Consider the following 24,635-nt stretch of genomic DNA (forward strand, 5'->3'; position numbering starts at 1 on the left):
CTTAGCCGCCCTTTGATGAAGGATCGGTGACGCCAAGGCTGGAAAAGTCGAAGAGCTTCGGATCGAGCAGATGCGACGGGTTCACATGCGAAAGCGCCCGCAGCATCGTGTCCTTGCGTCCAGGCATGCGCCGTTCGATATCGGCGAGCATGTCCTTCATCGCATTGCGCTGCAACCCGTCCTGGGAGCCGCAGAGATCGCAGGGGATGATCGGGAACTGCATGGCGACGGCGAACCTGGCAAGATCGTCCTCGGCGGCATAGGCGAGCGGCCGAAGCACCATCAGGTCGCCCTCGTCGTTCAGAAGCTTTGCCGGCATGGAGGCAAGTCGCCCGCCATGAAAGAAATTCATGAAGAAGGTTTCCAGAATATCCTCACGGTGATGGCCGAGCACCAGTGCGTCGCAGCCCTCCTCCCGCGCGATCCGGTAGAGATTGCCGCGCCGCAGCCGCGAACAGAGCGAGCAATAGGTGGCGCCTTCGGGCACCTTTTCCTTCACGATCGAATAGGTGTCGCGATATTCGATCCGATGCCGGACGCCGATCTTCGTCAGATAATCCGGCAGCACATGCTTTGGAAAGTTCGGCTGTCCCTGGTCGAGATTGCAGGCGATAAGCTCGACGGGCAGCAGCCCGCGCCATTTGAGATCGAGCAGCAGCGCCATGAGACCGTAGGAATCCTTGCCGCCGGAAAGGCCGACCAGCCAGCGTTTCTGCCCCTTCAGCATGTCAAAGTCATCGAAAGCCTCACGTATTTGCCTGAGCAGGCGCTTGCGCAGCTTGTTGAAGGAGACCGAACGTGGCGCATCGGCAAAGAGTGCCGGGCCGGCGCCATCGTCGATTTCGCCAGTTTCCGGATCATCAGCGATGTTGGCTGCGATATTCATTGCTCCGTCCTATCGAAGGTCTGCCTGCCTTAGCAGAAAGTCATCCGGCAACACAGCCTCAATCGCCGAAAACCGACCAGCCGGTGCGGGCCGCAAGCATCTCAAGCGCCACGGCGCCAAGCTGCGAATTGCCAACCTTGTTCAGCCCCGGCGACCAGACCGCGATCGAGGCAATGCCGGGCGCTACCGCAAAAATGCCGCCGCCGACGCCGCTCTTGCCGGGCAGGCCGACATGATAGGCAAAGTCGCCCGAACCGTCATAATGGCCGCAGGTCAGCATCAATGCATTGATGCGCCGCGCCCGCTTCGGCGAGACCACGGAATGACCGGTCATCGGATTGCTGCCCCGCGCCGCCAGGAACAGCCCGGCGCGGGCCAACTGCTCGCAGCTCATCGCGAGCGCGCACTGATGGAAATAGACTCCGAGCACGTGATCGACGGGATGATCGAGATTGCGATAGGCGCGCATGAAATTGGCAAGCGCAACATTGCGGTAGCCGGTCTGCGTTTCCGACCGCGCCACCCTGTCGTCGATGGTGATCGACTCGTCATCGGCGAGATAACGCACGAAACGCAGCAGCTCGCCGATCGCCTCGCGCGGCGCATGGCCGGCCATGACAACGTCGGTGACGGCGATCGCGCCGGCATTGATGAAGGGATTGCGGGGAATGCCGCTCTCGTGTTCGAGTTGCACAATCGAATTGAAGGCCGATCCCGAAGGTTCGCGTCCGACGCGTTTCCACAGTCCCTCGCCGACCTTGCCGAGGGCCAAGGTCAGCGTAAAGACCTTGGATATGCTCTGGATCGAAAAGGCGATATCCGCATCGCCGACACGAAAGACCTGACCGTCGACGGTGACGATCGCCATGCCGAACTGCCGCGGGTCCACCTTGGCAAGCTCGGGAATATAGTCGGCGACCTTGCCCTCGCCGATACGCGGCAGGATATCGCTGTAAATGCTATCGAGGGTCGCCTGCAAATCCGCCATCGCTTCTCTCCGAATAACAAAAAAGCCGCCCGGAAGAGCGGCTTTTCCATATGCGAAAACGCCTGGTTTTTGTTAACGCGAATAGAATTCGACGACCAGATGCGGTTCCATGACGACCGGGAACGGAACGTCGCTGAGGGTCGGAACGCGGCCGTAGGTGGCGACCATCTTGTTGTGATCGACTTCGATATAGTCGGGAACGTCGCGCTCGGCGAGGCTGACGGCTTCCAGAACAGTCACGAGCTGCTTCGACTTTTCGCGAACTTCGATGACGTCGCCGGCCTTGCAACGGTAGGAACCGATGTTGACGCGGACGCCGTTGACGGTGACGTGGCCATGGTTGACGAACTGACGGGCAGCAAAGACCGTCGGAACGAACTTGGCGCGATAGACGATCGCGTCGAGGCGCGATTCCAGCAGACCGATCAGGTTTTCCGAGGTGTCGCCCTTGCGGCGGGCGGCTTCTGCGAAGATCGCGCGGAACTGCTTCTCGCGCAGGTCACCGTAGTAACCCTTGAGCTTCTGCTTGGCGCGCAGCTGCACACCGAAGTCCGACAGCTTACCCTTGCGGCGCTGGCCGTGCTGGCCCGGGCCGTATTCGCGGCGGTTCACCGGGGACTTCGGACGACCCCAGATGTTTTCGCCCATACGGCGGTCAATTTTGTATTTGGACGATTCGCGCTTGCTCATCGTATTTCCTTTCAAATGTTTATGGCGGCTTGTTGCCAAACCGTGCGAAGGAAACACGCCCTCCTCTGACCTCTGCCGAGGCCTGACAGGATGTTCCGGTTACGCGAACAGGAACGATCCACGGGACATGTCAAATGAAACACCGGACATTGCTGCCCGGTGCTTGGCGCGGTCTTTAGAGGCCTGCTATGAAAATGTCAACTGAGCCAAAGCCCGAAAACGCCACTATTCCGCAGCCAGAGGCTGATCGCCCGTATCCGGCGCGTTGGCGTCGCCTGGAGCCGTCTGACAATTCATGTCGGGAAACGCCACAATGCGCTTGCCGGAGAAATCCGTATGCACGACGACGATACCCTGCTCCTCGAAATAGCCGAGCAGGCGCCGCGCGCGCCGCGCCGAATGTGTGCCATAGGCGCGGGCAATGCGCGCATCCGACGGGCACGCCTCAGCGCGGACGGCGGCCTTGGCCAGCATCAGGAAGACACCCTGCAAATCGTCGGTGACGCCCGCCGACAGCGACAGCGCCGTCGCCCACTCATCGCTTGCCGCTGTTGCCGCATCGACGCCAGAGCGCGAGATCGCCACGCGCCGGCGGAAATCCGGCAGCGCGATCGGCGGCCCCGGCACGCGGCGCATGCGCAGCCGGACAAGAAAGTCCTGATAGAGCACGGAATCGGTGCGGAAGGCGGATGCGGGATCGTCGAGTATTTCGGCAAGCACACCGGCAAGGCGCTCCTCCCGTTCCTCGGCGGAGATCTCCGCCTGGCTCGCCCTCGTCTCCACCGGCGCTGGGGATGTGGCTGGCGCTGAGCGCGAGAGTTCGGCCAGGATATCGGTCGTCGGTCTCGGCGCCGGCGGTGCGCGGCGCACGAGCGGGCGCTGAAACTCTTCCGGGTCGGGCGTGAAGATCAGGTCCTCGACATCCTGCGGCGCATCCGGCAGCGGCATCAGCTTCGGGCTCGATGAGCGCGCCGAGGTCTCCACCGCGCCGATCTGGATCGGCAGCGGCCGGCGCGACAGGGCCGGCCCGAGAGCGACGAAATTGCCGCGCTTCAGATCGCGGAACATTTCCGCCTGGCGCCGATCCATGCCGAGCAGGTCGGCGGCGCGCGCCATGTCGATATCGAGGAAGGTGCGGCCCATCAGGAAGTTCGAGGCTTCGGCCGCGACGTTCTTGGCGAGCTTCGCGAGCCGCTGCGTTGCGATCACCCCGGCAAGCCCGCGCTTGCGGCCGCGGCACATCAGGTTGGTCATCGCGCCGAGCGACATCTTGCGCGCATCCTCCGAAACGTCTCCGCCGACCGACGGCGCAAACATCTGCGCCTCGTCGACGACCACGAGGACAGGATACCAATATTCGCGATCGGCATCGAACATGCCGTTGAGAAAGGCGGCAGCCGCGCGCATCTGCTGCTCGATATCGAGGCCCTCGAGCGTCAGAACGCAGGAAACTCGATGCTGGCGGATGCGGTTGGCGATGCCTGCCAGTTCCGCCTCGGTGCGCTCGCCGTCGACGACCACATGGCCGAACCTGTCGCTAAGGGTGACGAAATCACCTTCGGGATCGATGATGACCTGTTGCACCCATTGGGCGGACTGCTCGAGCAGGCGGCGCAGGAGATGCGATTTGCCGGAGCCGGAATTGCCTTGCACGAGCAGACGGGTCGCCAGCAACTCCTCGATATCAAGTGTCGCCGGAGCGCCGGACGCCAATCCCATATCGATGCCAACCTGCAATGCTGATCCTCGCGGCGAAGAGACTCACATGAATGAAGCGCCATTCTTCCGAAACGGCAACGCTCCGTCTATCAAAGAATGGACAGTTTTTCAGGGCCGGATTTCGCCAACCCACAGGACAATTCCGCTCATGCCCTCAAGCCGAATCCCTGCATCAGCCGCCGCGTCGCAAAATCGGGATTGCCTGACATGAAGACTGCAAAGTCGAAATTATCAGGATGCACTGCATCGGCAACCAGCGGCACCAGCGTGCGGGCGCGCCGCGCGATTGCCTCGGCTGGATCGAGCCAGTCGACCGGCCAGGGCGCAAGGCGGCGGAAAAGATTGGCCATGAAAGGATAGTGTGTGCAGGCAAGCACCACGATATCTGTCTTCTGGCCGCCCTTCTCGACGAAGCACTGGTCGATCTCGGCAAGCACCGCCTCGTCGGAGACGGCGTCACCACGAATATAGGCTTCGGCCATGCGCGCAAGGTTTTCCGAGCCGACAAGCCGCACGTGGCATTGCTGCGCGAAGGACTGGATGAGGTCGCGCGTATAGGCGCGCTTGACCGTCCCCGGCGTCGCCAGCACCGAAACCAAACCTGAGCGCGTCCGCTCCGCCGCCGGCTTGATCGCCGGCACTGTGCCGACGAAGGTCATCTGGGGAAAGGCGGCCCGCAGGTCGGCGCCAACGAGCGTGAAGGCGGTGTTGCAGGCGATGATACAGACTTCTGGATCGTGCTCCTGAAGCAGCTTGCCGAAGAGCCCGATGATGCGCTCTTTCAGCGCCTGCTCTTCCCACCCCCCATAGGGAAAGCCCGCATCATCAGCGACATAGATGAAGCCGCGTTCCGGCATTAGCACACGCACCTCGCGCAGCACGGTCAGCCCGCCTATGCCTGAATCAAAGATGAGGACGGGTTTCAGCTCATTGGTCGGCGCTGTCATCGGTTGGCGCTTCCTTGCCGGATCTGGTGAAACCGCCTTTGCGCGGACTGTTTCGCGAAAAGCGATCGAGGGAGGAGATGACGCCGCGCAGCACGCTGATTTCCTGTTCCGTGAAGGCCCGGCGGGAGAGAACAGCGCGAAGGTTGTCCACCATTTTCGGCTTTTTCGAGGGCGGATGGAAATAGTTGCGCGAATCGAGCGCTTCTTCCAGCTGGTCGAACAGGCCGAAGAGCTGCTCCTTTGTGGAAGGCCGCTGCCCGAGCGCCTGGAACGGCACGGCTTCCAGATCTTCCATGCCGGACTTCATCCATTCATAGGACATCAGAAGCACGGCCTGAGCAATATTCAGCGACGCGAAGGCGGGATTGACCGGGAAGGTCACGATCTCGTCAGCCAGCGCCACTTCCTCATTGGTCAGACCCCAGCGCTCACGACCGAAGAGAATGCCCGTTGCCTCGCCTGCCCGGAACTTTGTGCGCAGCGTTTGCGCGGCAAAGACCGGGGAGCGCACCGGCTTATAGTTGTCGCGGCTGCGCGCCGTCGTTGCATAGACGAAATTGAGATCGGCGATTGCCTGCTCCAGCGTGGCGTAGACCTTCGTCGCTTCGATCACGTGATCGGCCTTGGAGGCGGTCGCCTGCGCTTTCTCGTTCGGCCAGCCGTCGCGCGGATTGACGAGACGCAGTTCGGCCAGGCCGAAATTCGCCATGGCGCGTGCCACCATGCCGATATTCTCGCCCATCTGGGGCTCGACCAGAATGATGGCCGGCCCTTCGGCCACAAGTTGACGCTCGCTGTTCGTGCCTGCCATAGTCTTATCCCTGTTTCGAGCGCGCAATAGCCTCGCCCGACGCAAACGGCAAGGTGTCTGCCTGCGGATAGAGCCTTTCCAGCGCCGAACCGATCATCTCGAGCCCCACCCGGGCGCCTTCTCGCGACACTGGCAAATGCCGCCCTGTCGTTCGCGACGCCTTGCGCCTGACGAAGAAACAAGCAGAGCCGCGCGGCGCCGCGTCAGCGATCAACGCGAGATCCGCCGCGATCAGCCTCTTCTGATCATTGTCGGCAGGCGGTGCTTCGTAGCTCCTCGCCAGGATGCGCGCCCAATAGGTGCAGGAAAGAAAGATCGCCAATGTCTGGCGGATCTGGCCGGGCCGCGTCACCACCGACCAGGAGGAGCCAAGCGGGCGAGCCGCCACCGTCACGTCGCGATAGCAGGCGTCGATCTTCTGCGACAATTCGATCAACTCGAAACCGCTCTTGCCCGCGCCGATTGCGCCTAGCAGCTCGCGCAGCGCCTGGAACCAACGGGCGAGCGCCGTATCGAGCGCGCCACGCGTGCGCGCCGGGAAAACGACGAAAGCGACTGCCGTTCCGGCCGCCGCGCCGATCATCGTCTCCCCGATGCGCAGTTTGAGCAGATCGAGCGTCAATACGCCGGTCATGCCGTAGACCAGACAGAGCACGATCGAAACGAAGAAGGTCATCGTCGCGTAGGAAACCTGCAGGAAATAGAAGGCGAGAAAGATGCCTATGGCCATGACCGGAATAGCGACACCGGGCACACCCGAAATCAACGTCGCCAGGAGGAGGCCCATGGCGATGCCGAACACCGTGCCGAGCGAACGCGATAACGCTTTCATGGCTGTATCGCCGCGCGAATTGGTGTTGGTAAAGACAAGGAAAGAGGCAAGCACCGCCCAAAACCAGCGCTCGCGCGACAAGAGCAAACCAAAGCCCATGGCGATCGCCGAGGCGAGCGTGATCTGCAGCGCTGAACGCAACAGCGGATTGGCCAGCGAAAAATCGATCGCCTGAACTTGCGCGATATCCTTGGCCGCATCAATGCCGGAGAAACCGGATGCCCGTCCCTTGTTGATCGCCTCGACCAGTTGCCGCCGCGCTTCGCCCAGCCAGAGCAGCGCCCGTACGGTTTCGCCCTGCGGCTGATCCTTGATGGCCTCGGCCATTCCCTCATATCTTTTGAGTTCCGCCGCCTCAGCCTCGATCACCGCGTGAACGAGTGCAAAGGGCGGTGGACTCTGGAAGCTCAGCACGATAGCGCTTTCGGCGGCAAGATGCGCGTCGAAGAGCCGGATCGCCAGCTCCGCAGCGGGATCGGAAGCGCCGTCGAAGACGCCCGCTGATGGGCGCGGGATGAAGGTCTCGGCCATCAGCACCACTTCCTTCAGCCGGTCTTCCAGCTGGCGCAGTTCCTGCCGATCGGCATCGCCGATGTCGCCACTGGCGGCAAGGGCAGCGAGCTTGAAGAGGATCTGATTGATCCGCCCGCTGACACTTTCGAGCGAGCGCAGCAGATCGCGCCGCCAGTCATCAGGTAGAAGCACCACCCTTACCACATGGCCGACAAGCACGGAGACGACCGGCCCGATCGTCACCTCGGGCAGTTCGGCAAGCGGCGGCTGGAAATAGGCCCCCATGAAATAGGAGGTGAAGGCGAACATGCCGATCGCAAATCCGCGCGGCCCGAACACGCGGCCCGCCGATGCGAGCAGGATGATGACGAGAAAAACGAGGTCGGAGAGAACGCGTTGATCCTCGAGCCCTGCGGCAATGGCGACGACAGCAAGGCTTGCGGCGCAGCCGAACAGCCGCGTCACCAGCTGGCGCGCGTTGCCCTTATCGCGCACCGCCACCCCACCTTCGATCGACAGCACGATGCCGAGGCCAAAGGCCGCCGTCGGCAGCGGCAAGATGAAAGCTTTTATCGCAAGCAGCGTCAGGAACACGAGGACGATGGTCAGCGTCACCCGCGAGGCCATGCGCAGGCGCGAAAGCGCCGGATCATTGGCATGCAGCCAGTCGCGGAACTGAAAACGGGAAAACAAATGCATGAGCCCCTCATGCCATGAAGCATCGATAGATACCGCCGCCGGAGCGGAAATCAAACCGCTGACACCCAATGCCGATCGAATGTCGCGCTTACTCGCCCTTGGCGATCAGCACCATAGTTTCCTTGAGCGAGGTCGGCCCCTGCCCCTCTTCACCCTGAATCATGATGTCGTCGATGACGGATTTGCCGTTCTCCTCAATGACCTCGAAACGCACAGTCGTGAAGTCATCCTTGTTAGGTGCGCCTTCCATGCAGGTCGCCGCCTTGAATTTCACCGTCACCTCTGTCGTGCCGTTTGCCGGCTGACCGCGTTCGATGGAAAGGTCCTGCAGCGGACAGGCATCTTGGCCGTTGACGATGACGTCATAGTCGAAGGGCGAAATGCCATCCTCGTCGGCCGCCGGGTTCTGGGCGGCTGCCTTGTATTTGTCGCCGAAGTCCTTGCTGTAGAGCCGGCCGAGCACGCTTTCCTCGAAAATATCGATCCAGTCGCTGACATCGCTCGCCCAGTTTGTCTGCGTGTCCTTCATGATTTCCTTGACCGGCTCAGTCGCATCGGCCGCAAGCAAAAGGCCAGGTGCAACAGACACGGCGACAACGAGGCCGGCGAACAGAACGGCGATCTTCTTCATGGCAAAATGTCCGGGACTCAGTCGGGCTTATGCCGCGGAGGTTAGCCATTTTCCGGCCCTTGGCAATGGCGGCAAAAACGTCATGTCCCTGCCCGTTGCAGCTTTGCGTTCCCGGCTCACAATGCTATAGCGCTCCGGATTACATCACCCAGCCGGGGCAACCGCCCCATTCCAAGCTTAACGAGGCAGATACATGAAGAAGATCAAGGTCGCCAATCCCGTCGCCGATCTCGACGGCGATGAAATGACGCGCATCATCTGGCAGCTCATCAAGGATAAGCTGATCCATCCGTATCTCGACCTCGACATCGACTACTACGACCTCTCGGTCGAAAACCGCGACGCCACCAACGACCAGGTCACCGTCGACGCCGCCAACGCCATTAAAAAGTACGGCGTCGGCATCAAGTGCGCGACCATCACGCCCGATGAAGCCCGCGTCAAGGAATTCAACCTCAAGGAAATGTGGAAGAGCCCGAACGGCACGATCCGCAACATCCTCGGCGGCGTCATCTTCCGCGAGCCGATCATCTGCCGCAACGTGCCGCGCCTGGTTCCCGGCTGGACCCAGCCGATCGTCGTCGGTCGTCACGCTTTCGGCGACCAGTATCGCGCCACCGACTTCAAATTCCCCGGCAAGGGCAAGCTGACGATCAAGTTCGTCGGCGAAGACGGCACGGTCATCGAGAAGGAAGTCTTTAACGCTCCGGGCGCCGGCGTTGCCATGGCCATGTACAACCTCGATGAATCGATCCGCGAATTCGCCCGCGCTTCGATGATGTACGGCCTGATGCGCAAGTGGCCGGTCTACCTGTCGACCAAGAACACCATCCTCAAGGCCTATGACGGCCGCTTCAAGGACATTTTCGAAGAAGTCTACGAGACCGAATTCAAGGACCAGTTCAAGGAAGTCGGCATCACCTATGAACATCGCCTGATCGACGACATGGTCGCTTCGGCCCTGAAGTGGTCTGGCGGCTACGTCTGGGCCTGCAAAAACTATGACGGCGACGTCCAGTCCGACACGGTTGCGCAGGGCTTCGGCTCGCTCGGCCTGATGACCTCGGTTCTGCTGACGCCCGACGGCAAGACGGTTGAAGCCGAAGCCGCTCACGGCACGGTGACCCGCCATTACCGCCAGCACCAGAAGGGCCAGGAAACCTCGACGAACTCGATCGCCTCGATCTTCGCCTGGACCCGCGGCCTCGCGCACCGCGCCAAGCTCGACGACAATGCCGAACTCGCCAAGTTCGCCTCGACGCTGGAAAAGGTCTGCGTCGATACCGTCGAATCCGGCTTCATGACCAAGGACCTGGCGCTGCTCATCGGCCCCGACCAGCCGTGGCTCTCGACCACCGCCTTCCTCGACAAGATCGACCAGAACCTGCAGAAGGCCATGGCGTAATCAGGTCTTTTCGGAATAGCATTGACGGCGGGGATTTCCCCGCCGTTTTTCGTTTTGGGAGAATTGAAAATGACGGCGACCGTGCGCCCGCTCCAACCCTCTGACCGCGCCGCCTGGGAGCCCTTATGGGCGGCTTACCAGCGTTTCTACGAAGTAGTCATCCCGCCTGAAACCACGGACCTCACCTGGGGCCGCTTCCACGATCCCGACGAACCGATGCACGCGCTCGGCGCCTTCGACGAAGACGGCCGCCTCGTCGGCATCGCCCACGCGATCTTCCATCGCTCCTGCTGGCTGCCGCAATGGACCTGCTATCTGCAGGACCTTTATGTCGAGGACAGCCAACGCGGGCTCGGCAGCGGAGCCGCGCTGATCGAGGCTGTCGCCGGGCTGGCACGGCAAAACGGTGCCGGCCGGCTCTACTGGATGACCCATGAAGGCAATGTCACCGCCCGGCGCCTCTACGACAGGATCGCCGAACGCTCGGGGTTCATCCAGTACCGCAAGGCGCTTTGAACGCCGGGGGTTGCACAAGGATCTTGCCGCTCTATTGATTCTGCCGAGCGGGAAACGCCTGAAATAATCGCTACACGATGAGGATGTCATGACCGAAGAACTGGTATTCTATACCAACCCGATGTCGCGCGGACGCATCGCGCGCTGGATGCTGGAGGAGATCGGGCAGCCCTATCGCACCGAACTCCTGACCTTCGGTGAAACCATGAAGGCGCCGGAATATCTCAAGGTCAATCCGATGGGCAAGGTGCCGGCGATCCGTCACGGCAACACCATCGTCACCGAATGCGCAGCGATCTGCGCCTATCTTGCCGAAACCTTTCCGGAAAAGGGTCTGGCGCCGAGGCCGGAGGAGCGCGCCGCCTATTACCGCTGGTTGTTCTTTGCCGCCGGCCCTCTTGAATCGGCGGTAACGATGAAAGCGCTCGGCTTCGAAATTCCCGCCGAACGCCTGCGCATGGCCGGCTGCGGCGGTTTCGGCGACGTCATGAACACGCTCGAAATGGCCGTCTCCGGCTCGACCTATGTCACCGGCGAACGCTTCACCGCCGCCGACGTCTATGTCGGCGCCCATATCGGCTGGGGCCTCGGTTTCGGCAGCATTGAAAAGCGCCAGGCCTTCATCGATTATTTCGGCCGCATCAGCGAGCGGGAAGCCTACAAACGCGCCAATGACCTGGACGACGAGGCCGGCAAGACGATGCAGGCCGCCTGACGTTCAATCCGGCGCGACGGCCAAGCCGCCGCGTCGGGGATGTCCGCCGTCAGGCGAGCGGCATGTGAATATCCGTCATCAGTTCGGTCGGCGGCACCTCGCGCGGGTTGTTCAGATACTCCTCGAACATGATGCTGTCCTTCAGCTGCCGTCCTGACTTTGGCAGCCACTCCGCGTAGAGCCACTGATAGGCCTTATACATGTCGGCATAGGGACCTTTGTGGCGTAGCACGGCATAGTCGCCACCGTCGAAACTGCGCCGCTCGAACGGCGCCTCGGCTGGAACGTCCGAACCACTCGTGACGCAGGCGATCGAGCGCAGCTTCTCAGCCGGCACGATGTCCGGGTCATCGACATAGACGCCGATCATCCGCATAGCGGGTCTGCCAAGGCCGCGGGCGTAAAGTGTGCCGAACAACGTCTCGAAGGCTTTGCCGATCTGCATGTAGATCCGTTCACGACTTGGCTCGATGCGCCGTTTCCCGAAACTGCCGCAATATATGCTCGCAACAGTCTTTACCGGGCTCGCGTGCCGTTTCGCACTGCAGACGAGAAACTGACCGCCGCCGCCGCGCAGCGAAAACAAAACCGGCTGCGAAATCCAAGATCTCGCAGCCGGCTGCTCTTTCAAACAGTTCTCACGCTCGACGATCAGCCTGCAAGTGCCGCTGCAACAGCCTCGAGCGCCTCATCAGCCTTGGCGCCGTTCGGACCGCCGGCCTGCGCCATGTCGGGACGTCCGCCGCCGCCTTTGCCGCCGAGGGCGGCCGAGGCGACACGCACCAGATCGACAGCACTGAAACGCTCAACGAGATCCGGCGTCACCGCAACGACGGCGCTCGCCTTGCCATCTTCGGATACACCGATCAGCGTCACGATGCCGGAACCGATGCTGGCCTTGCCGTCATCGGCAAGACCCTTCAGGTCCTTCGGATCGACGCCGGCCACGGCCTTACCGAGGAATTTCACTCCAGCGACCTCGCGCACCGCATCGGCAGAGCCGCCCTGCCCGCCGCCCATGGCGAGCTTGCGCTTGGCGTCGGCCAGTTCCTTTTCGAGCTTGCGGCGCTCGTCCATCAGCGCTTCGACGCGCGACAGAACTTCCGAAGGCTGCACCTTCAGCGAGGCAGCGAGCGTCTTCACGCGATCATCCTGCTCGGCGAGATATTCGCGCGCCGATTCACCGGTCACCGCTTCGATACGGCGAACACCGGCGCCGACGGCGCTTTCGCCGAGGATGCGCACGAGGCCGATCTGACCGGTCGCCGACACATGCGTGCCACCACAAAGTTCGACCGAGTAAGGCCTGTTGCTTTTTGCGCCGTGCAGACCCGTGCCCATCGAAACGACGCGCACCTCATCGCCGTATTTCTCGCCGAAGAGCGCCATCGCGCCTTCGGCGATCGCGTCGTCGACGCTCATCAGGCGGGTCGTGACGGGCGCATTCTGCAGCACGATCTCGTTTGCCATGTCCTCGACCACCTTCAACTCCTCGGCCGACATCGGCTTGGGATGCGAAACGTCGAAACGCAGGCGCTCGGGCGCAACCAGCGAGCCCTTCTGGGCAACGTGGGTTCCGAGCACTTCGCGCAGCGCCTCGTGCAGCAGGTGGGTTGCCGAATGGTTGGCGCGCAGACGCGAACGGCGTGCATGGTCGACAGTCAGAACGACAGCATCGCCGGTCTTGAAGGCACCTTGGACGACGGTGCCGGTATGCACGAAGAGGCCCTCGCCCTTCTTCTGCGTGTCCGATATCTCGATCTTGCCGTGGTCCGAGGAGATGACGCCGGTATCGCCCATCTGACCGCCGGATTCTCCATAGAACGGCGTCTGGTTGACGACGATCTGCACCTTGTCGCCGGCCTTGGCTTCGTCGGCAACGGCGCTGTCTTTGACGATCGCCTGCACCACGCCTTCAGCGCTCTCTGTGTCGTAACCGAGGAACTCGGTTGCGCCATGCTTTTCCTTAAGCTCGAACCAGACGGTTTCGGTTGCCTTCTCGCCGGAGCCGGCCCAATGCGAGCGGGCTTCGGCCTTCTGGCGCTCCATGGCATCGGTGAAGCCCGCGATGTCGACGCCGATCTCGCGAGCGCGCAGGGCGTCTTGCGTCAGGTCGAGCGGGAAGCCGTAGGTGTCGTAAAGCTTGAAGGCGGTCTCGCCATCCAGCATGTCGCCCTTGCCGAGATCTGTGGTCGCATCCGACAGCAGCGACAGGCCACGCTCCAGCGTCTTGCGGAAGCGGCCTTCTTCAAGCTTCAGCGTCTCTGAGATCAGCGCCTCGGCGCGCACGAGTTCCGGATAAGCGCGGCCCATCTCCTGCACCAGCGTCGGCAGCAGCTTGTACATCAGCGGCTCCTTGGCGCCGAGAAGCTGGGCGTGCCGCATGGCGCGACGCATGATACGGCGCAGCACATAGCCTCGGCCCTCATTCGACGGCAGCACGCCGTCGGCGATCAGGAAGGCCGAGGAGCGCAGATGGTCGGCGATGACGCGGTGGCTGGCACTGCCTTCCGCCTTGACTCCTATCGTGTCCTCGATGGTGCCGGTCAGCATGCGGAAAAGATCGGTATCGAAGACGCTCTGAACGCCCTGGAGGATGCAGGCCATGCGCTCCAGACCCATGCCGGTGTCGATCGACGGACGCGGCAGCGGATTGCGAACCCCCGGCTCGGTCTGCTCGAACTGCATGAAAACCAGGTTCCAGAATTCCAGGAACCGGTCACCGTCTTCCTCGGGCGAACCGGGAGGGCCGCCCCAGACATTCTCGCCCTGGTCAATGAAGATTTCCGAGCACGGGCCGCAGGGGCCGGTATCGCCCATCTGCCAGAAGTTGTCGGAGGTCGGGATGCGGATGATCTTGTCGTCGGAGAAACCGGCGATCTTCTTCCACAAAGCCGCAGCTTCCTCGTCTTCGGAATAGACGGTCACCAGCAGACGATGCTTCGGCAGGCCGAACCCTTCGGTCACCAGCTTCCAGGCAAGCTCGATCGCATTCTCCTTGAAATAGTCGCCGAAGGAGAAATTGCCGAGCATTTCGAAGAAGGTCAGGTGACGCGCGGTATAGCCGACATTGTCGAGGTCATTATGCTTGCCGCCGGCGCGCACGCACTTCTGCGAGGTTGTCGCCGTCGCATAAGGACGTTTTTCCAGGCCGGTGAAGACGTTCTTGAATTGCACCATGCCGGCATTGGTGAACATCAGCGTCGGGTCGTTGCGCGGCACGAGCGGACTGGACGGAACGATCTCGTGGCCGTTCTTCTTGAAATAGTCGAGGAAGGTCGACCGGATATCGTTCACGCCGCTCATTCTATGCCCTTCAATGCTGCCCGAGGCCGGTAAATACAAATCCATCGGCTTTTAACGTTCGCCTCCGCCACTGTCCAGCCGACAAACAAAACCGGCCGCATTCTGATAAGGGAATGCAGCCGGCTGAGATATCAGATCAAGTTCAAGCGCGAAAATTACATTTCCGCGGCGGCATCGCCGTCATCGGCATCCGGACCGCCATTCTGCAGGAAACGATCGGCGATCAGGCCGGCATTCTGGCGCAGCGCCAGCTCGATCTCCCGAGCGAGATCCGGATTGTCGCGCAGGAAGGTTTTGGCGTTTTCGCGGCCCTGGCCGAGACGCTGGCTGTTATAGGAGAACCAGGCGCCCGACTTCTCGACGATACCGGCCTTGACGCCGAGATCGACGAGTTCGCCTGTCTTCGACACGCCTTCGCCATACATGATGTCGAACTCGACCTGCTTGAAGGGAGGCGCCATCTTGTTCTTGACGACTTTGACGCGGGTCTGGTTGCCGACCACCTCTTCGCGCTCCTTGACCGAGCCGATGCGGCGAATGTCGAGGCGCACGGACGCATAGAATTTCAGCGCATTGCCGCCCGTCGTTGTCTCCGGCGAACCGAACATGACGCCGATCTTCATGCGGATCTGGTTGATGAAGATCACCATGCAGTTCGACTTGGAGATCGAAGCGGTCAGCTTGCGCAGCGCCTGGCTCATCAGGCGGGCTTGCATGCCCGGCAGGCTGTCGCCCATCTCGCCTTCGATTTCGGCGCGCGGCGTCAGCGCGGCGACCGAGTCGACGACGAGAACGTCGACGGCGCCGGAGCGCACCAGCGTGTCGGTGATTTCGAGCGCCTGCTCGCCGGTGTCTGGCTGCGAGATCAGAAGGTTCTGCAGATCGACGCCAAGCTTGCGGGCATAGACCGGGTCGAGCGCGTGTTCAGCATCGACGAAAGCGCAGATGCCGCCCTTCTTCTGCGATTCCGCAATGGTTTGCAGCGCAAGCGTTGTTTTGCCCGAGCTTTCCGGCCCATAGATTTCAATGATACGGCCCTTCGGCAGACCGCCGATGCCGAGCGCGATATCAAGACCAAGCGAGCCCGTCGAAACCGTCTCGATCTCGACAACGTTCTCGTTGGAACCGAGTTTCATAATCGAGCCCTTGCCGAACGACCGCTCTATCTGTGAGAGTGCCGCTTCAAGCGCCTTGCTTTTGTCCACCGATTTGTCCTCTACCAGCCGCAATGAATTCTGAGACATCCGATCCACCTTTAGGTTATTGAAGCCGCTCAAGCAATGTCGAGTTTGTACCCTATTTGTTCCATTCCCGCAATAGGCGTACAAACATTTGAAAGAAAAAGGTAAAACGGCCCGTGTTCTACATTTGTTTTATCAATGCAAAGCAACGGCTTAGGCCTTATGAGCCGGCTTTGTCGCAGCCAGGCGGACCGCTTCGATTCGCCTTTCCCGGGTTATGAGAAGCGGGTGAGTTGATGAAAAAGATTCTCGTTCTCGGCGGCGCCCATATCGACAGGCGTGGCCGCATCTCCGGCGAAACGGCGCCAGGGGCCAGCAACCCCGGCACCTGGTTCGAGGAGCCGGGCGGCGGCGGTTTCAATGCGGCGCGCAACCTTGCAAGACTGGGCTTTCACGTGACGATGATCTCGCCGCGCGGCGGCGATCCCTTCGGCGAAATGGTCGGCGAAGCCGCCGATTTCGCCGGCATCGACGACCGGCCCTTCGTCTTCCTCGACCGCAAGACGCCGAGCTACACAGCGATCATCGAGAAGAACGGCGACCTCGTGATCGCCCTTGCCGACATGGATCTCTACCGCTTCTTCGTGCCGCGGCGCCTGTCCATCCGCTGGGTGCGCGAGGCCTTCGCCGCGCATGATTTCATTCTCGTCGACGCCAATCTGCCGGAAGAGACGATCGCGGCGATCGTCGCCAAGGCGAACTCCCTGGCCAAACCCGTCGCGGCCATCGCAATCTCGCCGGCCAAGGTGGTCCGGCTGAAACCCTGCATCGCGGATATCGACTATCTGTTCCTGAACGAGGCCGAAGCCGCTGCCGTTACCGGCGTGCAGCCGGAGGATTTGGGCGGTTGGCCGCCGCTCCTGAACGAGATCGGCATCAGAAACGCCGTGGTCACCCGCGGCCGGCGTGAGCTTGTTGCGATTTGCAAAGACCGCGCCGTGGCGCTGCAGCCGCCAATCGCCGACACCGTCGCCGATGTCACGGGCGCCGGCGATTCCCTTGCCGCCGGCACGCTCGCCGCCTTGATATTTGGCCTGCCGCTTGAGGAGGCCATTCGCCACGGCGCGGCGGCGGCAGCGCTCACGGTGCAGTCACGGCACGCCGTCAACGAAAATCTGACGCCGGATCTCTTGAACGAGGCACTTGCCCTTGTTCCCGAGGTCAGAATTCTACATTGAAGCGACTGAATTAAAGAGTTGAGCATGATGCCGTTCGAAAACCGCCCACGCTTTTCGGTTTCATGCTCCGCCGATCACAGGACAAGATCATGACCAAGCCCATCTCCCCTCTTCTGCCGATCGCCTATTCGAAGGAGGTCGCCAGCGCCAAGCAGCGCGGCGCACCGCTGGTGGCGCTGGAATCGACCATCATCACGCATGGCATGCCCTATCCCGGCAATATCGAAATGGCGCGCAGCGTCGAGACGATCATTCGCGAACAGGGCGCCGTGCCGGCAACGATCGCGGTCATCCACGGCACGCTGCATATCGGCCTTGAAGCTGCGCAACTGGAGCAGCTTGCCAAGGCAACTGAGGTGATGAAGGTGTCGCGGGCCGATCTCGCCTTCGCGATCGCCGAGCGCCGCACCGGCGCCACCACGGTCGCGGCGACGATGATCGCGGCGGCCCGCGCCGGCATTCGTGTCTTCGCCACAGGCGGCATCGGCGGCGTGCATCGCGGCGCCGAGGAAAGCTTCGATATATCAGCCGATCTCGAAGAGCTCGCGCGCACCGGCGTTATCGTCGTCTGCGCCGGCGCCAAGGCAATCCTCGACATTCCAAAGACGCTTGAAGTGCTGGAGACGCGCGGCGTGCCCGTGGTCACCTATGAGAGCGAAGAATTCCCAGCCTTCTGGTCGCGTTCATCAGGTATCCGCAGCCCGCTCTCGCTGAACAGCCCGGCGGCCATCGCCAATTTCCAGACGGTGCGCGAACAGCTCGGCATCGACGGCGGCATGCTCGTCGCCAATCCGGTGCCGGAAGCCGACGAAATCGCGCGTGAAGAGATGGAAATCTATATCGAGCGGGCACTTGATAGCGCCGAGCGCGACGAAGTGACCGGCAAGGCGGTGACGCCTTATCTGCTCTCGACCATCTTCGACCTGACGGATGGTCAGAGCCTGAAGACGAACATCGCTCTGGTGGAGAACAATGCAAGACTTGCGGCGGAGATTGCCGTGGCTTTGGGTGAGTAATTTTTGACGGCCGGGCCGGTCCCGCCATACAGATAGATAGTGCCGTTGAGCCGCCCCTCTGCCCTGCCGGGCATCTCCCCCACAGGTGGGAGATTGGCTGGACCCAAGGTTTACCAAAACAATAGGCGTTGTAGCTCGGCAAAGCGGTGGCTGTGTGGGACGGCTAAGCCGCTCATCGATCTCCCCCCCTTGTGGGGGAGATGTCCGGCAGGACAGAGCGGGTGCCACACAGTGTGCTCTCTCCGGAAACCATCAAGCCGTAATTAGCTATCCAACGTTTCCTTCACCACCACGGCAAGCTGCTTCAGCGAGAACGGCTTGGGCAAAAATCCGAATTTCGCATCCGGGGGCAGATTGCGGGCAAAGGCGTCCTCGGCATAGCCGGAGACGAAGATGAATTTCAGGTCGGGATAATTCTTTCGCAACTCGCGCAGCAGCGTCGGGCCGTCCATTTCGGGCATGACCACGTCGGAAACGACAATGTCGACCTTGCCCTCGAGCTCCTCCATGATGCTCAGCGCCTCGACGCCCGAGCCCGCCTCATGCACGGTGTAGCCGCGCGTTTCCAGCATGCGCTTGCCGCCGCGGCGCACCGCTTCCTCGTCTTCGACGAGAAGGACGACGGCCGAGCCGGTCAGGTCCTCCGGCTGCTGCGCGGTCACCGCGGGCGCGGCTGGGACTTCATTGATGGCACTGTCGATCGAACCCGCCTCCGCGGCAATCGCCGGCTCCGGGATGTGGCGCGGCAGGAAGACCCGGAAGGTCGTGCCTTTGCCGACTTCGGATTCTGGCTGGATGTAGCCACCGGACTGCTTGACGATGCCGTAGACCATGGCGAGACCAAGCCCGGTGCCCTTGCCGACATCCTTGGTGGTGAAGAAGGGCTCGAAAATCTTGTCCATGATCTCGGGCGCGATGCCTGTACCGGTATCGGCGACTTCGACCAGCACCATGTCCTCGGCCGGCATGTAGGAATAGTTGAAGGCCGCGACGTCGGCTGCAGTCAGATTACGGGTGCGCAGCGTCAGCGTGCCGCCGTCGGGCATTGCGTCGCGCGCATTGACGCAGAGATTGATTAGCACCTGCTCGAATTGCGAAAGGTCCGTTTTGACGGGCCAGAGATCGCGGCCATATTGCACATCGAGCTTGACATTGGTGCCGGAGAGCAGCCGGTCGACCAGCATGCGCAGGTCGCCGACGACATCAGTGAGGTTCAGCACCGAGGGCCGCATCGTCTGCTTACGTGAGAAGGCGAGCAACTGGCGCACCAGCACCGCGGCGCGGTTGGCGTTGCGCTTGATTTCCATCAGATCGGCGAAGCTTGCATCGGAAGGACGCGCCTGCAGCAGCAGGTGATCGGAAGAAAGCAGGATCGCCGTCAGGACGTTGTTGAAGTCATGTGCAATACCACCGGCGAGCGTTCCGACAGCGTTCATCTTTTGCGTCTGCGCCATTTGCGCTTCCAGCGCCTTCTGCTCGGTCACCTCGACGGCATAGACGATCGCCGCTTCTTCCGGCGCCTCGTCGCTCTGGTCGATGACGGCGTTGACATAGAAGCGGAAATAGCGCGCCTCGTCGGTCGGCGTGCGGGTGTCGAGCGGCGGGATGTCACCCTGCCGGTCCTTGGCGGCCGTCAGCGCCGCGGCCAGTTGCGGCCGGTCGCTCTCCTGCACGATGGTTTCGAGATACGGCGCCTTTTCCAGGTCGTCGCGCGAGACGATGCCGGAGAACAGCTTCAGGAACGGAGCGTTGGTGCGCAGGATGCGTCCATCGCCGTCGACCGAGGCGATCGCCATCGGCGTATTGTTGAAGAAGCGGGTGAAGCGCATGGCGGCGGCCGAAGCGGACTGGCCGCTCTCGCTGCTCTTTCCGCGCGCCAGCACGATCGTCCGGCTTTCGCCTGGAGCGCCGTCGCGCATCGAGGTGACGCTGTGGATGATCTGCACCGGCAGGCTCTGGCCGTTGGTCTTGCGCAGATCGAGATCCAGCGTCACGGTTTTTTTCAGGCCAGGCTCGGCCTGCACCGACTGGATCAGCGCCAGCCCCTCGCCCGCCACCAGATCGCCAATCGACATCGAGCCGGGCAGGAACTTGGTCAGGTCGAGGCCCAGCCACTCGGCAAGTGTCGCGTTCAGGTAGAAGATTTCGCCCTTCCTGCCGGCGGAGAAGAAACCGGCCGGAGCGTGATCGAGATAGTCGATCGCATTCTGCAGCTCCTTGAAGAAGCGCTCCTGATCGTCGCGTTCGGCGGTAATGTCGGTGATCTGCCAGATCTGAAGCGGCTTGCCGCCATCATCCTCCGGCTGCAGCAGCCGCACCTTCAGCCGGTACCAATGCGCGCCCGAGCTGTTGCTGCCGGGCCCGACGGCGCGCAGCAGGCGGAATTCCTCCCGGCGCTCCTTGCCCTCGCGCAGACCGTTGACCAGCCGGTAGAGCGCCTCGTTGGATTCGCGATGCCGCGACAGCAGCGTTTCCAGCGTCTGCACTTCTGTTGCCTTGCGCGCGCCGGTGAGCGCGCCATAGGCGGCGTTGGCATAGATGATACGGCCCTTTTCGTCGGTGATCAGCGTGCCATCCGGGTGGCTGTTGAGGAAGGCGCGCGCCAGGCTGTCGGACTGGCGCTGCGGCATCACCTCGATGAAGCCGATGACGGAAGATACCAGGAAGAAGATGCCGACCATGGCGAGAACGCCTAGACCGCCGAGCACCATCTCGTTGTCGAGCGATCGCTTGAAGACGACAAAAGCCCCGGCGGCCGCGATCAGCACGAGCGCCAGGAGAAGAATGCGCAAAACCGTGCCAGAACGCCCCCCACGATCCACAAGCGGTGCGTTATAGTCGTCGACCTGACGCGGTTTCGTCATATATTCCTCGCATATGCCCCCCCCACCTCGTAGCACGAATAAGAAGCGGGAATCAGGCGCTCTTTCCTTCTTAGCAATTTGCCAAGCCGGCAAAAACACCGGTCGCCGGCAAGACCGCTTGAATTCACAGGCAAGAGCGCCATCTGCGGCTGATGCCTGCGGCAGCTGCCTGCGCGCGACGCCGGCAGCTGCAATTCGGCATAACACGAAATCGCATTCGTGCATGGCTGGACAGGGCCGGCTGCCCTTGCCTAAGGGACGGAAAAGTCGTCAATATGTGCCGAATGTGAAATGGAGTGAGTGACTATGTTCGATGATCTTGTCGCAGCCTATGGCAGCCGTTTCCTGCTTGCGGCCGGTGGCGTTGGCCTGGCGCTCCTCCTGCTCATTCTGGCACTCTGGCTGATGCGAGGCCGCGCCCCGTCGCCCTTTGTACGCGGCGGTCGCAACCGTCAGCCCCGCCTGCAGGTGCTGGACGCGGCAGCCGTCGACGCCCGCCGCCGGCTGGTGCTGGTGCGCCGAGATGATGTCGAGCATCTTATCATGATCGGTGGCCCGACCGATATCGTCATTGAAAGCCGGATCCTGCCGCAGACGACCGAGCAGCCGGAAAGCCTCTCACGCCCGGAGCCTGCCGCCGAGCGGCCGATTTCAGTCCCGCGGCCGGAAACACCGCCTGTTTCCGCCGCCCGTGCGCCGGTCACACCCCGCGCCGAGCCGGCCGCCGGCCCCCCCTTCGCTGCGCCCACCGCATCGGAGCCGCGGCCGCGCCCCGAACCATCGGCCGCGCCCACCATGCCGCCGCCGGTGGCCACCGGCCCTCTTCCGCCAGAACCGGCGACGGCACCTCTATCGACCGAACACGACCAATCCCTACGCGCTGTCCCGCCCCAAGCGCGCACCCCGGAGCGCCCCTCTGCTGCCGCCGGCGCGCAGCCGGCATCGTTCCGCGATACCGCAAGCGCCGCCGAAATCCTGGATGCCGCCCGCCAGCGCGTGCTGCCTCAGCAGCGCATCGAGCCCGAGGTCTCCGCCCCGGATATGCCGGCGCCGCGCGCCGCTGCCGCTACGGCCGAGGACGATGCGGCTGTGCAATCGGCAGCGGCGATCCGCCGTGATTTCCAACGGGTGCTGGAAGAGGAAATGTCAAACAATTTGACGGCCGAGCGCATCGTGCCGGCCCCGGCAAATCAGGGCCCTCGTCAGGCCGCGCCGCAGCCGGCCAACCAGCCGCGCCGTGATCCCGAGCTTGCCCCCATCACCGGTGCCGACACCGACCTGCAGAAAGAAGTCGCCCGCATCTTCGGCGAAATGAGCGTCAACCGCGACAAGTAAGACAAACGCTTACATCTCGGTTGTCATCCGTTAGCTTCGTCATGAAGTTGCATAAAAGCCGCAATGCTGCGGCTTTCACCTCGCCAACACCTCGGGGACTCCCTATCACGCCGATCATTTGCTATCGATCAGGTTGAAGAGCATTGGCGCATCCGAGGTAGACTTTGCCTAAGTAAATACCGGTCTCACCCCAGTTTCACCCGTGTAGCCGTGAGCGACGCGCTGACGGCATGCGAACATGTTCATCGGGTGGTGGCGAGAGACCGGTTTGGCATTGTTACAATGTGCCATGTGCAGCTCTGCTGTCTCAGCTCTTCAGCCGCCCACAACATCGCCATACCGCGCCCGCAAGGGTTTTCTCATGCACCATCTTGGTGGACTTCCGAACGGAAGACCAAGACGATATGTGCAAGACACTTCGGGTCCGATGGACCATCACTCCCAAAACGGCGCCGCAGCCATGGATTGCCTGCGGTGGATGCGGGGGCCTCAGAGCTTTCCGATCCAGCGGCAAGATCCGGCTTAATGCAAACGGTCGCAAGCTCGACGCCTGGCTGATCTACAAATGCCTGATCTGCGAAAGGACATGGAACCGCCCGATCTTCGAACGCCGAAATATTCCGGACGTCGATCCGATGATTCTCGACGCGCTGCAGTCCAACGACCCGAGCTGGATTCGGGCGGAAACCTTCAATCTTGATTCGCTGCGGCGCAAGTCACAGCGTGTGGACGAGTTCGCCGAATTCGACATCGCCAAGGAGATCCGGCACGAGACCCCAGGCTGGACGAGGCTGGAAATCGAACTGGCGGCTCCGTTTCCAGCAAGCATACGCCTGGATCGGCTGCTGGCCGGCGAGTTGAAGATATCACGCTCCCGCCTGCAGGCTCTTCACGATCGGGGCCTCTGTCGAACAGAGCCCGAGCGGGCCGACATCATGCGGCGGCGGATCAAGAATGGCACCCTCGTCACAATCGATCTCGCCACGGAGGCGGAGCGGGAACCATTCTGGAAAGCTCTGGCGACGGACGCTTTCCCGTAACCGCCTCTTCGACACATCGGGAGATGGCTCAACAAAAAGCGCCGCGATCGGATCGCGGCGCTGAATGTGTCTCATCTCTGCATGGGAATGGTCATTCGTCGCGGTAGACCTTTTCGCGACGTTCGTGGCGCTCCTGCGCCTCGATCGACAGCGTCGCGATCGGACGGGCGTCGAGACGCTTGAGACCGATCGGTTCGCCGGTTTCCTCGCAATAGCCGTAGGTGCCGTCTTCGATGCGCTGCAGCGCCGCGTCGATCTTGGAGATCAGTTTTCTCTGCCGATCGCGGGCGCGAAGTTCGATCGCCCTGTCGGTTTCCGACGACGCCCTGTCGGCGAGATCGGGATGGTTTGCGCTTTCCTCGGCCAGATGGTCGAGTGTTTCGCGCGCTTCTCGAAGGATATCGTTTTTCCAGGCGACCAGCTTTGCCCTGAAGTAGGCACGCTGGTTTACGTTCATGAATTCTTCCTCTTCCGAGGGAACGTAATTGCTAAGATCGATCTTCTCACTCAACGCGATTCTCCTGAAGAACATCTCATCTGGGCGGGTGTATATCCCAAGCGCTAGCCGCGATTCAAGCCAAATACGACAGCTAAACAGATTTTTAAATCTGTTACAATTTTTGGCTAAGGGACTATTTTCTCATGATTATTCGCGTTCGCAATTTTCGTCTCGTCTTCAAAACGCCTTGTGGTCGCCCACGTTTTGGGCCGTTGCGGCATGGCTGGCGGTTGACGGCGGATGATCGCAACCGCTACTGAAAAGACCCGCCGATCCCGGATTTACCCATGACCGTACCCCTGCCTCCGCCCAATCGCATCTATCTCCTGCGTCACGCCGAGGCCGCCTGGGCCGAACCCGGACAGCGCGATTTCGACCGCCCGCTCAACGAAAAAGGCTACGGCGATGCCGAGGTTATCGCCAACAAAGCCGCCGCCAAGGGCTACCGTCCCGATCTTCTGATCAGTTCGACGGCGCTTCGCTGCCGCGACACCGCCGACGCCGTCCATCGGGCAATGGGTTTGACACTCGACGTGAGTTACATCGACGCGCTCTACAACGCCACGGTCGATACCTATGTCGAAATCGTCGATGCGCAGGATAATGCCGCCGTCATGCTGGTCGGCCACAACCCGACGATCGAGCAGGCGCTCGAGGCGCTGATCGGCCGCGAGGCCATGGTAAACGCCCTTCCCGCCGGCTTTCCAACGGCAGGTCTTGCCGTTGTCGATTTCGATGCTTCCGCCAGCGGCTGGCGCCTGATCGATTTTCTCGTCGTCTGAAGTCTTTCGCTCCGCTTCTTTT

At 61.9% G+C, this 24,635-nt stretch carries 20 protein-coding genes and 2 pseudogenes; 9 read left to right on the top strand and 13 right to left on the bottom strand.

Annotation, left to right across the window (positions count from 1 at the left end):
• Position 1 precedes the first annotated feature (1 nt).
• The 8 genes from ttcA to HJB91_RS20255 form a co-directional block, all read right to left on the bottom strand.
• Positions 2-886: a tRNA 2-thiocytidine(32) synthetase TtcA gene (ttcA, locus tag HJB91_RS20220; RefSeq protein ID WP_210631135.1), complete on the bottom strand. Its 885-nt coding sequence runs from the start codon at positions 884-886 to the stop codon at positions 2-4.
• A 58-nt stretch (positions 887-944) separates the two neighbouring features.
• Positions 945-1,874, bottom strand: a complete 930-nt coding sequence (locus HJB91_RS20225; protein WP_210631134.1) for a glutaminase — start codon at positions 1,872-1,874, stop codon at positions 945-947.
• Between the two features lie 72 nt (positions 1,875-1,946).
• Complete coding sequence (gene rpsD, locus HJB91_RS20230; protein WP_064685423.1) at positions 1,947-2,564, bottom strand: 30S ribosomal protein S4; 618 nt, start codon at positions 2,562-2,564, stop codon at positions 1,947-1,949.
• A gap of 225 nt (positions 2,565-2,789) precedes the next feature.
• A complete protein-coding gene (locus tag HJB91_RS20235; protein WP_221123378.1) occupies positions 2,790-4,301 on the bottom strand; it encodes an ATP-binding protein in 1,512 nt (503 codons plus the stop codon).
• Between the two features lie 128 nt (positions 4,302-4,429).
• Positions 4,430-5,230, bottom strand: coding sequence for a glutamate racemase (gene murI, locus HJB91_RS20240; RefSeq protein ID WP_210631132.1), 801 nt, complete (start codon positions 5,228-5,230; stop codon positions 4,430-4,432).
• Positions 5,211-6,041: an RNA methyltransferase gene (locus HJB91_RS20245; protein WP_210631131.1), complete on the bottom strand. Its 831-nt coding sequence runs from the start codon at positions 6,039-6,041 to the stop codon at positions 5,211-5,213. The genes murI and HJB91_RS20245 overlap by 20 nt, the downstream gene beginning before the upstream one ends.
• A gap of 4 nt (positions 6,042-6,045) precedes the next feature.
• A complete protein-coding gene (locus HJB91_RS20250; protein WP_221123379.1) occupies positions 6,046-8,085 on the bottom strand; it encodes an FUSC family protein in 2,040 nt (679 codons plus the stop codon).
• A gap of 88 nt (positions 8,086-8,173) precedes the next feature.
• A complete protein-coding gene (locus HJB91_RS20255; RefSeq protein ID WP_221123380.1) occupies positions 8,174-8,716 on the bottom strand; it encodes a hypothetical protein in 543 nt (180 codons plus the stop codon).
• A gap of 193 nt (positions 8,717-8,909) precedes the next feature.
• Between HJB91_RS20255 and HJB91_RS20260 the strand changes: the two genes are divergently transcribed.
• From HJB91_RS20260 to HJB91_RS20270, 3 genes are all read left to right on the top strand, one after another.
• Entirely contained in the window at positions 8,910-10,121 is a 1,212-nt protein-coding gene (locus tag HJB91_RS20260; protein WP_088674229.1) for an NADP-dependent isocitrate dehydrogenase, read from the top strand.
• A 69-nt stretch (positions 10,122-10,190) separates the two neighbouring features.
• On the top strand, positions 10,191-10,637 hold the full coding sequence (locus tag HJB91_RS20265) for a GNAT family N-acetyltransferase (protein WP_210631127.1): 447 nt from the start codon (positions 10,191-10,193) through the stop codon (positions 10,635-10,637).
• Between the two features lie 88 nt (positions 10,638-10,725).
• Positions 10,726-11,352: a glutathione S-transferase family protein gene (locus tag HJB91_RS20270; RefSeq protein ID WP_210631126.1), complete on the top strand. Its 627-nt coding sequence runs from the start codon at positions 10,726-10,728 to the stop codon at positions 11,350-11,352.
• 49 nt (positions 11,353-11,401) lie between these two features.
• On the opposite strand, the pseudogene HJB91_RS20275 reads toward HJB91_RS20270, so the two are convergent.
• Positions 11,402-11,800, bottom strand: a pseudogene (locus HJB91_RS20275) (GyrI-like domain-containing protein); the annotation flags it as partial.
• Position 11,801: 1 nt separating this feature from the next.
• Between HJB91_RS20275 and HJB91_RS30875 the strand changes: the two are divergent.
• A pseudogene (locus tag HJB91_RS30875) lies at positions 11,802-11,912 on the top strand (LysE family translocator); the annotation flags it as partial.
• 91 nt (positions 11,913-12,003) lie between these two features.
• On the opposite strand, the gene alaS reads toward HJB91_RS30875, so the two are convergent.
• Together alaS and recA are read right to left on the bottom strand one after the other, a co-directional pair.
• Positions 12,004-14,658: an alanine--tRNA ligase gene (alaS, locus tag HJB91_RS20280; RefSeq protein WP_221123381.1), complete on the bottom strand. Its 2,655-nt coding sequence runs from the start codon at positions 14,656-14,658 to the stop codon at positions 12,004-12,006.
• 155 nt (positions 14,659-14,813) lie between these two features.
• On the bottom strand, positions 14,814-15,902 hold the full coding sequence (gene recA, locus HJB91_RS20285; protein ID WP_011425583.1) for a recombinase RecA: 1,089 nt from the start codon (positions 15,900-15,902) through the stop codon (positions 14,814-14,816).
• Positions 15,903-16,132: 230 nt separating this feature from the next.
• Between recA and HJB91_RS20290 the strand changes: the two genes are divergently transcribed.
• Together HJB91_RS20290 and HJB91_RS20295 are read left to right on the top strand one after the other, a co-directional pair.
• Positions 16,133-17,077 (top strand): carbohydrate kinase family protein, encoded by a 945-nt coding sequence (locus tag HJB91_RS20290; RefSeq protein ID WP_221155790.1) that lies wholly within the window; start codon positions 16,133-16,135, stop codon positions 17,075-17,077.
• Between the two features lie 89 nt (positions 17,078-17,166).
• Complete coding sequence (locus tag HJB91_RS20295; protein WP_064806159.1) at positions 17,167-18,093, top strand: pseudouridine-5'-phosphate glycosidase; 927 nt, start codon at positions 17,167-17,169, stop codon at positions 18,091-18,093.
• 263 nt (positions 18,094-18,356) lie between these two features.
• Here the strand turns inward: HJB91_RS20295 and cckA are convergent, their stop codons facing one another.
• Entirely contained in the window at positions 18,357-20,957 is a 2,601-nt protein-coding gene (cckA, locus tag HJB91_RS20300) for a cell cycle histidine kinase CckA (RefSeq protein ID WP_221155791.1), read from the bottom strand.
• 306 nt (positions 20,958-21,263) lie between these two features.
• Between cckA and HJB91_RS20305 the strand changes: the two genes are divergently transcribed.
• Entirely contained in the window at positions 21,264-22,292 is a 1,029-nt protein-coding gene (locus HJB91_RS20305) for a flagellar biosynthetic protein FliO (protein ID WP_221155792.1), read from the top strand.
• 404 nt (positions 22,293-22,696) lie between these two features.
• Entirely contained in the window at positions 22,697-23,332 is a 636-nt protein-coding gene (locus HJB91_RS20310; RefSeq protein ID WP_221155793.1) for a DUF1062 domain-containing protein, read from the top strand.
• Between the two features lie 91 nt (positions 23,333-23,423).
• Here the strand turns inward: HJB91_RS20310 and dksA are convergent, their stop codons facing one another.
• On the bottom strand, positions 23,424-23,843 hold the full coding sequence (dksA, locus tag HJB91_RS20315) for an RNA polymerase-binding protein DksA (protein WP_008525884.1): 420 nt from the start codon (positions 23,841-23,843) through the stop codon (positions 23,424-23,426).
• 275 nt (positions 23,844-24,118) lie between these two features.
• Here dksA and HJB91_RS20320 point away from each other — a divergent pair, with 275 nt between their 5' ends.
• Positions 24,119-24,613, top strand: coding sequence for a histidine phosphatase family protein (locus HJB91_RS20320; protein WP_221155794.1), 495 nt, complete (start codon positions 24,119-24,121; stop codon positions 24,611-24,613).
• Positions 24,614-24,635: the final 22 nt, after the last annotated feature.

This window comes from Rhizobium sp. NLR10b (assembly GCF_019685435.1).
Classification (GTDB): domain Bacteria; phylum Pseudomonadota; class Alphaproteobacteria; order Rhizobiales; family Rhizobiaceae; genus Rhizobium.

Bases quoted from the DNA above. Each gene is read 5' to 3' on its own strand.
- alaS (WP_221123381.1), bottom strand. From the start codon at position 14,658: ATGAGCGGCGTGAACGATATCCGGTCGACCTTCCTCGACTATTTCAAG.
- murI (WP_210631132.1), bottom strand. From the start codon at position 5,230: ATGACAGCGCCGACCAATGAGCTGAAACCCGTCCTCATCTTTGATTCA.
- HJB91_RS20225 (WP_210631134.1), bottom strand. From the start codon at position 1,874: ATGGCGGATTTGCAGGCGACCCTCGATAGCATTTACAGCGATATCCTG.
- HJB91_RS20265 (WP_210631127.1), top strand. From the start codon at position 10,191: ATGACGGCGACCGTGCGCCCGCTCCAACCCTCTGACCGCGCCGCCTGG.
- HJB91_RS20305 (WP_221155792.1), top strand. From the start codon at position 21,264: ATGTTCGATGATCTTGTCGCAGCCTATGGCAGCCGTTTCCTGCTTGCG.
- cckA (WP_221155791.1), bottom strand. From the start codon at position 20,957: ATGACGAAACCGCGTCAGGTCGACGACTATAACGCACCGCTTGTGGAT.
- HJB91_RS20270 (WP_210631126.1), top strand. From the start codon at position 10,726: ATGACCGAAGAACTGGTATTCTATACCAACCCGATGTCGCGCGGACGC.
- ttcA (WP_210631135.1), bottom strand. From the start codon at position 886: ATGAATATCGCAGCCAACATCGCTGATGATCCGGAAACTGGCGAAATC.
- HJB91_RS20310 (WP_221155793.1), top strand. From the start codon at position 22,697: ATGTGCAAGACACTTCGGGTCCGATGGACCATCACTCCCAAAACGGCG.
- HJB91_RS20320 (WP_221155794.1), top strand. From the start codon at position 24,119: ATGACCGTACCCCTGCCTCCGCCCAATCGCATCTATCTCCTGCGTCAC.
- HJB91_RS20260 (WP_088674229.1), top strand. From the start codon at position 8,910: ATGAAGAAGATCAAGGTCGCCAATCCCGTCGCCGATCTCGACGGCGAT.
- HJB91_RS20250 (WP_221123379.1), bottom strand. From the start codon at position 8,085: ATGCATTTGTTTTCCCGTTTTCAGTTCCGCGACTGGCTGCATGCCAAT.
- HJB91_RS20255 (WP_221123380.1), bottom strand. From the start codon at position 8,716: ATGAAGAAGATCGCCGTTCTGTTCGCCGGCCTCGTTGTCGCCGTGTCT.
- HJB91_RS20295 (WP_064806159.1), top strand. From the start codon at position 17,167: ATGACCAAGCCCATCTCCCCTCTTCTGCCGATCGCCTATTCGAAGGAG.
- HJB91_RS20245 (WP_210631131.1), bottom strand. From the start codon at position 6,041: ATGGCAGGCACGAACAGCGAGCGTCAACTTGTGGCCGAAGGGCCGGCC.
- rpsD (WP_064685423.1), bottom strand. From the start codon at position 2,564: ATGAGCAAGCGCGAATCGTCCAAATACAAAATTGACCGCCGTATGGGC.
- recA (WP_011425583.1), bottom strand. From the start codon at position 15,902: ATGTCTCAGAATTCATTGCGGCTGGTAGAGGACAAATCGGTGGACAAA.